Below are 223 nucleotides of genomic sequence, written 5' to 3'. Positions count from 1 at the left end.
ACACCCCGGACAAGCTGCGGAACTACCTCAAGACGGAGTTCAACAAGGAGACCGGAGCCACCCTCAAGATCGAGCAGCAGGACAGGGGCGACATCGTCACCAAGCTCACCACCGCGCTGCCCGACGCGAACAACACGCCGGACGTGACGGAGATGGGCAACACCCAGTCGCCGACGTTCACCAACGTGGGCGCGTTCCTCGACATCTCCGACATGTACAAGGA

1 protein-coding gene is annotated in these 223 nt (G+C 61.9%); it reads left to right on the top strand.

The features are described from left to right. Nucleotides 1-223, top strand: a 223-nt coding sequence (locus CN601_RS22225; protein WP_142317412.1) for an extracellular solute-binding protein, incomplete at both ends; no start/stop codon positions are given.

It is taken from the genome of Bacillus sp. AFS017336, assembly GCF_002555445.1.
In the GTDB taxonomy this organism is placed as follows: Bacteria; Bacillota; Bacilli; order Bacillales; family Bacillaceae_G; genus Gottfriedia.
Note: the sequence above shows the minus strand (reverse complement) of the source record. Positions and strands in the feature narration are given on the sequence as shown.